Origin of the sequence: Micromonospora parastrephiae (genome assembly GCF_016802865.1) — a bacterium.
GTDB classification, from domain to species: domain Bacteria; phylum Actinomycetota; class Actinomycetes; order Mycobacteriales; family Micromonosporaceae; genus Micromonospora; species Micromonospora parastrephiae.
On sequence record NZ_JAEVHM010000206.1, the window covers coordinates 1 to 9,103 of the forward strand.

The following is a 9,103-nucleotide window of genomic DNA, read 5'->3' on the forward strand; positions in this document are numbered from 1 at the left end:
GGAAGGAGCTCGTGACTAAATTTCGAGTCGCTGCGTGTTCTGCCAGCTCAGCCCAAAGCTGGAACTCTCGAACATTGGCCGCGAGGTCGACGTAGTATGGCGTGCCCGGCGGGCTCGTCGTCGCCGCCGTCCAGCGGCGCGATCGTGATCAGGGGCTGGCCGACCGGGCGTACCTCACCCGCCGCGCCGTGCAGGGTGACGACCCGGCCGGCGTACGGGCAGGGCACGTCGACGACGGCCTTGGCGGTCTCCACCTCGACCACGCTCTGGTCGACCGTGACGATGTCGCCCACGGCGACCCGCCACTCGACGATCTCGGCTTCGCTCAGCCCCTCGCCCAGGTCGGGCAGGAGGAAGACCTGCGTCCGCTCGACGGTGGTCATGCCGCGCTGCCCTGCGCCGCCCAGCGCGGGTCCGGCTGGTCGTCCCACTGGAGGCGGGCCACCGCGTCGAGGACCCGGTCCACCCCGGGCAGGTGCGTGTGCTCCAGCATCGGCGCCGGGTACGGGATGTCCAGCCCGGCGACCCGCAGCACCGGGGCGTGCAGCGCGTGGAAGCAGCGCTCCTGCACCCGGGCGGCGATCTCCGCGCCGACGCCCGCGAAACCGGGCGCCTCCTGGATCACCACGCACCGGCCGGTGCGCCGGACCGAGGCGGTGACGGTGGCGTCGTCGAACGGCACGATCGTGCGCACGTCGACCACCTCCAGGTCCCAGCCCTCCTCGCGGGCGGCCTCGGCGGCCTCCAGCGCCACCGGCACGCCGGCCCGTACGCCACCAGGGTGGCGTCACGCCCGGGCCGGCGTACGACCGCCCGGCCGAACGGCTCGGTACGCGCCGGCAGCTGCGCGTCGGCGCTGGCGAAGTAGAGCTTCTTGGGCTCCATGAAGACCACCGGGTCGGGGTCGTCGATCGCCTCGCGCAGCAGCGAGTACGCGTCGGCCACGGTCGCCGGGGTGACCACCTTCAGGCCCGGAGTGTGCGCGTAGTACGCCTCGGACGAGTCGCAGTGGTGCTCCACCCCGCCGATCCCGCCGGCGTACGGCACCCGGATGACGATGGGCACGCTGAGCGCGCCCCGGGTGCGGTTGCGCAGCTTGGCGACGTGCGAGGCGATCTGCTCGAACGCCGGGTACGCGAACGCGTCGAACTGCATCTCGACCACCGGCCGCAGCCCGGACATGGCCAGGCCGACGGCGAAACCGACGATGCCGGCCTCGGCGAGGGGGGTGTCGAAGCAGCGGTTCTCGCCGAAGCGGGCCTGTAGGCCGTCGGTGATCCGGAAGACGCCGCCGAGCTGGCCGACGTCCTCACCGAAGACGACGACCCGCTCGTCGGCGGCGAGGGCGTCGGCGAGCGCGGCGTTCAGCGCCTTCGCCATGGTGGTGGCCATCAGGCGACACCTTCCTCGTCACTCGCGGCGGCCAACTCGGCGCGGACCTGTTCACGCTGCTCGACAAGTTGCGGGGTGGGTTCGGCGTACACGTGGTCGAAGAGGCTCAGCGGGTCGACCGTGGGCTGCTCGTTCATCCGGGTCCGCAGGTCCGCGGCGTACGCCTCGGCCTGCTCGGCGATCTCGGCGACCGCCGCGTCGTCGAGCACACCACGGGCCCGCAGGTAGGTCTCCAGCCGGGCGACCGGGTCCCGGTCGCGCCAGGCGTCGACCTCGGCGCCGTCGCGGTAGCGACTGGCGTCGTCGGCGTTGGTGTGCGGCTCCATCCGGTAGGTGTGCGCCTCGACGAGGAACGGTCCGTTGCCGGCGCGGGCGTGCGCGACCGCGCGGGTGAGCACGGCGAGCACCGCCACCGGGTCGTTGCCGTCGACCTGCTCGCTGGGTACGCCGTAGCCGACGCCCTTGTAGGCCAGCGACGGCGCCGCGGTCTGCCTCGACAGCGGGACGCTGATCGCGTACCGGTTGTTCTGCACGAAGTAGACCACCGGCGCCTTGAACACGGCGGCGAAGTTGATCCCCTCGTGGAAGTCGCCCTCGCTGGTCGCGCCGTCGCCGATGAAGGCCAGCGCCACCGTGTCGCGACCCTGGTACGCCTCGCCGTGCGCGAGCCCGGCGGCGTGCACGCACTGGGTGGCCAGGGGCGTGCACTGCGGCGCGGTGCGTACCTCGGTCGGGTCGTAGCCGCAGTGCCAGTCGCCGCGCAGCAGGGTGAGCACCTCGACCGGGTCGATGCCTCGGGCAACCAGCGCCATCGACTCACGGTAGGTGGGGAAGACCCAGTCGGTGTCGCGGACCGCGAGCACCGCGGCCACCTGGCACGCCTCCTGGCCCCGGGAGGACGGGTAGACGGCCAGCCGGCCCTGCTTGGTCAGCGCGGTCGCCTGGGTGTCGAAGCGGCGGCCGAGCACCATCCGGCGGTACAGCTCGCGCAGCGCCTCGACGGGCGGCTCCGGGTAGTCGGTGCGGGCGGGCAGCGGCGTGCCGCTCGGGTCGAGCAGGCGGACCGGTTCGGCGTCCGGGAGCAGTGGGCGCGCCGGGTCGGGCGGGGTGGCCGCCGACGGGTACGCGGGGATGCCCTGCGGACCGCCTGGGGAGTGGTCGTCACGGCGGAACCTCCTGGGACGTGTGGTGAGCCTATGCTTCCGCTGTCGGATGATTGACTCAAGATCCACCAGGAAGGCGGGACGATTGGCATGCTGAGGACGATTCGGTGAGCCAGGAGGCCGCAGACGGGGTGAGCCGGGCGAACGGATCGGGACGATCGGCCAAGCACCTGGACGAGGTCGACCGGCGAATCCTCGACGAGCTGGTCCGCGACGGGCGGACCTCCGTGCGCACCCTGGCCGAGCGGATCCACATCTCCCGCACCAACGCGTACGCCCGGGTGGAGCGGTTGCTACGCGACGGTGTGATCACCGGGTTCCGGGCCCAGGTGGCGCCCGAGGCGGCGGGGCTGGGCACCTCGGCGTACATGGCGTTGACGATCGAGCAGAACACCTGGCGCGAGGTCTCCGCGGAGCTGGCCCAGGTGCGCTACATCGAGCACGTCGCGCTCCTCAGTGGCGAGCACGACGTGTTGGCCCTGGTCCGGGCTCCGGACAACGCCACCCTGCGGTACGTGGTGCTGGACCGGGTGCAGCGCATCGCCGGCGTGCTGTCGACGCGGTCCTGGCTGGTCTTCGAGGAGTTCGACGGGACGCAGAGCCCCTGGCAGTAGGTCATGACACGACGCCGGCCAGCGCCGGCCGCCGACCCGTCCGGAGGGCCGGCCCGGCCCTCACCGTTCGGGTGGGGCTTCCAGCCCCTCCCGGTCGGCCAGCTCCAGCAGCGGCTCCAACGAGTGCCGGTCGCCGTCCAGGCCCGCGTGCGGGTCACCGCGCTCGGCGAAGCGGGCCGGCACGGACAGCACGTCGAAGTCCTCCGGCCGGGCGTCGTCCAGCTCCGCCCAGTCCAGCGGCGCCGACACCAGCGCCCGGGGCGTCGGTCGGATGGAATACGCCGAGGCCATCGTGTGGTCGCGCGACATCTGGTTGTAGTCGACGAAGACCGGCCGGTCCCGCTGCTCACGCCACCAGGTGGTGGTGACCAGGTCGGGCAGTCGGCGCTGCATCTCCCGGCCCAACGCGAGCACCGCCCGGCGGCACTCGCCGAAGCTCCACCGGGGCTCGATCGACAGGTAGACGTGCAGGCCCCGGCCGCCGGTGGTCTTCGGGTAGCCGGTCAGACCCAGCTCGGCGAGGAACGCCCGCACCTCGTGGGCCACCGGCACCACCTGCTCGAAACCGACACCGGGCATCGGGTCCAGGTCGATGCGCAGCTGGTCGGGGCGTTCCACGTCGGCGGCGCTGACCGGCCACGGGTGGAAACGCAGGGTGCCCAGGTTGGCCGCCCAGATCACCACGGCCAACTCGCTCGGCGCGACCTCGTCGGCGGTACGGCCACTGGGGAAGGTGATGTGCGCGGTACGCACCCAATCGGGCGCGCCCGCCGGAAGCCGCTTCTGGTAGAAGGCGTCGCCCCGGTTGGTCTGTCGGGTGGCGATCGTCGCGCCCTCGAAGACGCCGCGCGGCCAGCGTTCCAGCATGGTGGGCCGGTCCCGCAACGCGCGCAGGATGCCGTCGCCCACCGCCAGGAAGTAGCGCACCACGTCCAGCTTGGTCAGCCCGCGCTCCGGGAAGTACGGCTTGTCGGGGCTGGAGACGCGGACCAGCCGCTCCCCCACCTGGATTTCCTCCGCCGCCGTGGCCACGCCCCTGAGGGTACGACGCCGGTGAGGTGATCAGCAGCACGCCGGGCAGGATCAGGGGCAGCCCGATGGAAGGGACGATGCCGACCCCGGTGGCGCACACCACGGCGGGCGTACGCGGTTACCGTCGGCGGCGCCCGGGTAGGGGGTCGGCATGGCGGAACTGGCAACGCTCTGGATCATCCGACACGGGGAGAGCACCGCGAACGTGGCAGCGAGCCGGGCCGAGGCGTCCGGCGAGGAGCTGATCGGGCTCAGCCACCGGGACGCCGACGTGCCGCTCTCCCCCACCGGCGAGGAGCAGGCCCAGGCCACCGGCCGGTGGCTGGCCGGGCTGCCACCGGACCGCCGCCCGGACGTGGCGGTGGTGTCGCCGTACCTGCGGGCGGTCTCGACGGCCGAGTTGGCGCTGCGCGGCACCGGGGTGCCGGTGAGCCGGGACGAGCGGCTGCGCGACCGGGAGCTGGGCATCCTCGACGGCCTGACCGGGCACGGCGTACGACAGCGGTTCCCGGACGAGGCCGAACGCCGGACGCGGCTGGGCAAGTTCTACTACCGGCCGCCGGGCGGCGAGTCCTGGACCGACGTGGCACTGCGACTGCGGACGCTTCTGGGCGACCTGCGCCGCGACCACGAGGGTCAGCGGGTGCTGCTGTTCGGCCACGACGCGCTGGTCTTCCTGCTGCGCTACCTGGTGGAGGGGCTGACCGAGCCGGAGCTGATGGCGCTGACCCGCGAGCACGTGATCGCCAACTGCTCGATCACCGACTGGTCCGTCGACGCGCGGGGCCGGCTGACGCTGGGCGGATTCAACGAGGTCGGCCACCTGCGCCGGCAGGGCGCCGAGGCGACCAGGGAGGACGAGATCCATGCCGAGCCGGTCTGAGGTGAAGGTGATCACGCCGGGGCTGCTGCGGGACTGGGCGCTGCCGGTGCCGACCGGCGGCAAGGAGAGCCGGGGCACCGTGCTGGTGGTCGGCGGTTCCCGCTTCACCCCCGGTGCGGTGCTGCTCGCCGGGGTGGCCGCGCTGCGCGCCGGCGCCGGGGTGCTCCAGCTCGCCGCCGCCGAGTCCACCGCCGCCACGCTGAGCATCGAGGTCCCCGAGGCACTGGTCGTCGGTCTGCCGGAGACGCCCGACGGCGCGGTCGCCGCGGACCGGGACGGGCAGCTCGGCGAGCTGGTCGCACAGGCCGACGTGGTGGCCCTCGGCCCCGGCCTGAAGGCGATCGACGAGACGAACCGCCTGCTGGGCCTGGTCCTGGACGCCGCCCGGCCGCAGACCTCGCTGGTGCTCGACGCGTACGCCCTCGGCGCCCTCAGCCACGACCCGGGTCTGCTGGTCGGCTCGGGTCGGCCCGTGGTGCTCACTCCCAACGTGACCGAGGCGGGGCACCTGCTCGGCCGCGACCCGGGCGACGACCTGGACGCCGAGGCGGCCGAGCTGGCCGCCCGGTACGAGGCGGTCGTGTCGCTGTACGGGCATGTGGCCACCCCGGACGGGCGGGGGTGGCGCGAGGAGAGCGGCGATGCGGGGCTGGGCACCTCCGGCAGCGGCGACGTGCTCGCGGGGTTGCTGGCCGGGCTGCTCTCCCGGGGCGCGGACCCGGCGCAGGCGGCCTGCTGGGGTTCGTTCGCGCACGCGGTGAGCGGCCAGCGGTTGATCCCCCGCTACGGCCGGATCGGCTTCCTGGCCCGGGAACTGCTCGACGAGATCCCCCGCACCCTGGCCATGGTCTGATCGGGCGTTTTCTCCTGTTTCGCTAACTCACCGCCGGGGTACCGGAAACACACAGACGAGAATTCAGGGAGGTCATGCCGGTGTCGACCGATGCCATCGTCCTGCTCAAAGAGGACCACAAGGAAATGCGCCGCCTGTTCAAGGCCTTCCAGGACGCCGAGGAGGGGCCGGCGAGCCAGCGGCAGAAGCTGGTGGACCAGATCCTGGAGGCCCTGACGGTGCACACCTATCTGGAGAACGAGGTGATGTACCCGGAGGTCCGCCGGCTGCTGCCCGACCTGGAGGACGACATCCTCGAGTCGTACGAGGAACACCACGTCGCCGACGTACTCTGCGCCGAACTGGCCAGCATGGACGCCGACGACGAGCGCTTCAACGCCAAGACGACCGTGCTGATCGAGAACGTCACGCACCACGTCGAGGAGGAAGAGGAAGAGTGGTTCCCCAAGGTGCGCGAGGCGCTGGGGCGTAAGCAGCTCCAGGAGATCGGCGAGAAGATGATCGCGTTGCGCGCGGACGCGCCGCGTACCCCCACCGCCCCGAAGGCGATCAAGAAGGCGATCGACGCGGTGACCGCCTGAGTCACCCCCGCGTACACCGAGGGGCCCGGCGCGATGCCGGGCCCCTCGTCGTGCACCGCTTCCCGCGCGGACCGCGGTCAGTCGCCCGAGCCCGGCTCGGCCATCCGGCGGTGCTGCTCGGACTTGAGCTTGTCCGGGATGACCTTCCCGGCGGCGGTCTGCACCTTGTTCATCAGCGAACCCGCGGTGACCGTCTGGTCACCCTTCATCATCGCGGCGAAGCCCTGCGCGGCGACCTCGGCCGGGTCGTCCTTCTTGCCGGAGCCCACCCGGGTGTCCTCCATCTCGGCCCGCTCGAAGAACGCGGTGTCGGTCGGGCCCGGCATCAGCGCGGTCACCGTGACGCCGGTGTCCTTCAACTCGTTGCGCAGCGCCTCGGCGAAGGACTGCACGAACGACTTCGACGCGTTGTAGACCGCCTGGAACGGCCCCGGCATGGTGGACGCGATCGACGAGGTGAAGAGCACCCGGCCCGCGCCCCGCTCGACCATCCCGGGCAGCAGCCGCTTCGCCAGGTGCACGGTCGAGCGCACGTTGAGGTCGACGATCTCCAGTTCGTCATCCAGGTCGGTGCCGCCGACGAAGGCGCCACCGGCGCCCCGACCGGCGTTGAGCGCCAGCGCATCCAGCGGACGCCCGGTCGCCGCGACGGCGGCCACCAGGTCCTCCACGCCCTGCTCGCGGGCCAGGTCGACGCGGACCGACCGGACCTGCGGGCCGCCGTCGCGGCGCAGCTTCTGTGCCGCCGCGTCGATGCCGTCGTCCTCGGCGACGATGACCAGGTCGAAGCCGTGCTCGGCGAACTGCGCCGCCAGCTCGTACCCGATCCCGCTGGACGCCCCGGTCACGACGGCGAGTGGCCGGTCGGAGGTGGGTGTGGTCATGATGTCGACTCCTCTTGTGCGGACGCTGGCCGCACCGCAGCGGTACGGCGGACACCTACGAGTGCCCCGCGGCGGGCCGCCCAACCACCTCGGCGGGCCGCGTCCAGAGGTCGCCCGGGGCCGCCCCGATCGGCCCGGTAGGATCGGCACGGGCCGTTACTGGCGCGTGGGGATGGACAACCATCGGGGAGCGGCCCCGTCACGAGGACGTTTGCCGAGCGCCTGGGCCTTCCCGCACGTCTGTAGGAGGTCGCATGTCGCGCAACGCCGAGTCCACCGCATTCCGGAGCGCCCTCGAGGTGATCCGGGCTGTCGAGCCGCGGGTGGCCGACGCCATCGGCGCCGAGCTGACCGACCAACGGGAGTCGCTCAAGCTCATCGCCAGCGAGAACTACGCCTCCCCGGCGACGCTGCTCGCGATGGGCAACTGGTTCAGTGACAAGTACGCCGAGGGCACCGTCGGGCGTCGCTTCTACGCCGGCTGCCAGAACGTCGACACCGTCGAGGCGCTCGCCGCCGAGCACGCCCGCGAGCTGTTCGGCGCCGCGCACGCCTACGTGCAGCCACACTCGGGCATCGACGCGAACCTGGTCGCCTTCTGGGCCGTGCTCGCCGACCGGGTGGAGTCCCCCGCGCTGAAGAAGGCGCAGGTGCGCCAGGTCAACGACCTCACCGAGGCGGACTGGTTCGCGCTGCGCCGCGAGCTGGGCAACCAGCGGATGCTCGGCATGTCGCTGGACGCCGGCGGTCACCTCACCCACGGCTTCCGGCCGAACATCTCCGGCAAGATGTTCGACCAGCGCAGCTACGGCACCGACCCGGCGACCGGCCTGATCGACTACGACCGGGTGGCCGAGGCGGCCCGCGAGTTCAAGCCGCTGATCCTCGTCGGCGGCTACTCGGCGTACCCGCGCAAGGTGAACTTCCGGATCCTGCGGGAGATCGCCGACTCGGTCGGCGCCACCTTCATGGTCGACATGGCGCACTTCGCCGGCCTGGTGGCGGGCAAGGTGTTCACCGGCGACTTCGACCCGGTGCCGCACGCGCACATCGTCACCACCACCACGCACAAGTCGTTGCGCGGCCCGCGCGGCGGCATGGTGCTCTGCCAGCCGGAGCTGGCCGACCAGGTGGACCGGGGCTGTCCGATGGTGCTCGGTGGTCCGCTGCCGCACGTGATGGCCGCGAAGGCGGTCGCGCTCGCGGAGGCCCGCCGTCCCGACTTCGCCGACTACGCGCAGCGGATCGTGGACAACGCGCAGGCCCTCGCCGAAGGGCTGCTGAGCCGGGGCGCGACGCTGGTCACCGGTGGCACCGACAACCACCTGGTGCTCATCGACGTGTCCGGCTACGGGCTCACCGGCCGGCAGGCCGAGCAGGCGCTGCTCGACTCGGGCATCGTCACCAACCGCAACTCGGTCCCGCAGGACCCGAACGGCGCCTGGTACACCTCCGGCATCCGGATCGGCACGCCGGCGCTGACCACCCGGGGCCTGGGCACCGCCGAGATGGACCAGACCGCGGAGCTGATCCACACGGTGCTCACCCAGACCACGGCAGCCGCCAACAGCGACGGCACCCCGTCCAAGGCCAAGTACGCGCTGGACCCGTCCCTGGCCGACAAGATCGCCCGCCAGGCCACCGACCTGCTGGCCCCCCACCCCCTCTACCCCGCCATCAACCTAACCTGAAACCCCCAAC

7 protein-coding genes, 3 pseudogenes and 1 riboswitch are annotated in these 9,103 nt (G+C 72.3%); of the genes and pseudogenes, 5 read left to right on the forward strand and 5 right to left on the reverse strand.

The window, feature by feature from the left end; all coding sequences use genetic code 11:
• Positions 1 to 89: 89 nt before the first annotated feature.
• The 3 pseudogenes from JNW91_RS26740 to pdhA all read right to left on the reverse strand — a co-directional run.
• A pseudogene (locus JNW91_RS26740) lies at positions 90 to 383 on the reverse strand (biotin/lipoyl-containing protein); the annotation flags it as partial.
• A pseudogene (locus JNW91_RS26745) lies at positions 380 to 1,395 on the reverse strand (alpha-ketoacid dehydrogenase subunit beta). The pseudogenes JNW91_RS26740 and JNW91_RS26745, both read right to left, overlap by 4 nt.
• Positions 1,392 to 2,557: pseudogene (gene pdhA / locus JNW91_RS26750) on the reverse strand (pyruvate dehydrogenase (acetyl-transferring) E1 component subunit alpha). The pseudogenes JNW91_RS26745 and pdhA overlap by 4 nt, the downstream one beginning before the upstream one ends.
• Before the next feature lie 105 nt (positions 2,558 to 2,662).
• Between pdhA and JNW91_RS26755 the strand changes: the two are divergent.
• Complete coding sequence (locus JNW91_RS26755; protein WP_309244495.1) at positions 2,663 to 3,169, forward strand: Lrp/AsnC family transcriptional regulator; 507 nt, start codon at positions 2,663 to 2,665, stop codon at positions 3,167 to 3,169.
• Between the two features lie 60 nt (positions 3,170 to 3,229).
• Here the strand turns inward: JNW91_RS26755 and JNW91_RS26760 are convergent, their stop codons facing one another.
• Positions 3,230 to 4,201 (reverse strand): DNA polymerase domain-containing protein, encoded by a 972-nt coding sequence (locus tag JNW91_RS26760; RefSeq protein ID WP_203178163.1) that lies wholly within the window; start codon positions 4,199 to 4,201, stop codon positions 3,230 to 3,232.
• A gap of 151 nt (positions 4,202 to 4,352) precedes the next feature.
• Between JNW91_RS26760 and JNW91_RS26765 the strand changes: the two genes are divergently transcribed.
• The 3 genes from JNW91_RS26765 to JNW91_RS26775 all read left to right on the forward strand — a co-directional run bounded on the left by JNW91_RS26765 (position 4,353) and on the right by JNW91_RS26775 (position 6,518).
• Positions 4,353 to 5,084, forward strand: coding sequence for a histidine phosphatase family protein (locus JNW91_RS26765; protein ID WP_203178165.1), 732 nt, complete (start codon positions 4,353 to 4,355; stop codon positions 5,082 to 5,084).
• A complete protein-coding gene (locus JNW91_RS26770; protein ID WP_203178166.1) occupies positions 5,068 to 5,937 on the forward strand; it encodes an NAD(P)H-hydrate dehydratase in 870 nt (289 codons plus the stop codon). The genes JNW91_RS26765 and JNW91_RS26770 overlap by 17 nt, the downstream gene beginning before the upstream one ends.
• Positions 5,938 to 6,017: 80 nt before the next feature.
• Positions 6,018 to 6,518, forward strand: coding sequence for a hemerythrin domain-containing protein (locus JNW91_RS26775; RefSeq protein ID WP_203178168.1), 501 nt, complete (start codon positions 6,018 to 6,020; stop codon positions 6,516 to 6,518).
• A 77-nt stretch (positions 6,519 to 6,595) separates the two neighbouring features.
• On the opposite strand, the gene JNW91_RS26780 is transcribed toward JNW91_RS26775, so the two are convergent.
• Positions 6,596 to 7,402 carry an SDR family NAD(P)-dependent oxidoreductase gene (locus JNW91_RS26780; protein ID WP_203178169.1) on the reverse strand — a complete coding sequence of 269 codons (807 nt, stop codon included), beginning with the start codon at positions 7,400 to 7,402 and terminating at the stop codon, positions 6,596 to 6,598.
• Between the two features lie 145 nt (positions 7,403 to 7,547).
• Positions 7,548 to 7,637: riboswitch (ZMP/ZTP riboswitch) on the forward strand.
• Positions 7,638 to 7,656: 19 nt separating this feature from the next.
• On the opposite strand from JNW91_RS26780, the gene JNW91_RS26785 reads away from it, so the two are divergent.
• Complete coding sequence (locus JNW91_RS26785) at positions 7,657 to 9,093, forward strand: glycine hydroxymethyltransferase (RefSeq protein ID WP_203178171.1); 1,437 nt, start codon at positions 7,657 to 7,659, stop codon at positions 9,091 to 9,093.
• Positions 9,094 to 9,103 lie beyond the last annotated feature (10 nt).

Coding starts and splice junctions, on each gene's coding strand:
- JNW91_RS26770 (WP_203178166.1), top strand. CDS start 5,068: ATGCCGAGCCGGTCTGAGGTGAAGGTGATCACGCCGGGGCTGCTGCGG.
- JNW91_RS26765 (WP_203178165.1), top strand. CDS start 4,353: ATGGCGGAACTGGCAACGCTCTGGATCATCCGACACGGGGAGAGCACC.
- JNW91_RS26785 (WP_203178171.1), top strand. CDS start 7,657: ATGTCGCGCAACGCCGAGTCCACCGCATTCCGGAGCGCCCTCGAGGTG.
- JNW91_RS26780 (WP_203178169.1), bottom strand. CDS start 7,402: ATGACCACACCCACCTCCGACCGGCCACTCGCCGTCGTGACCGGGGCG.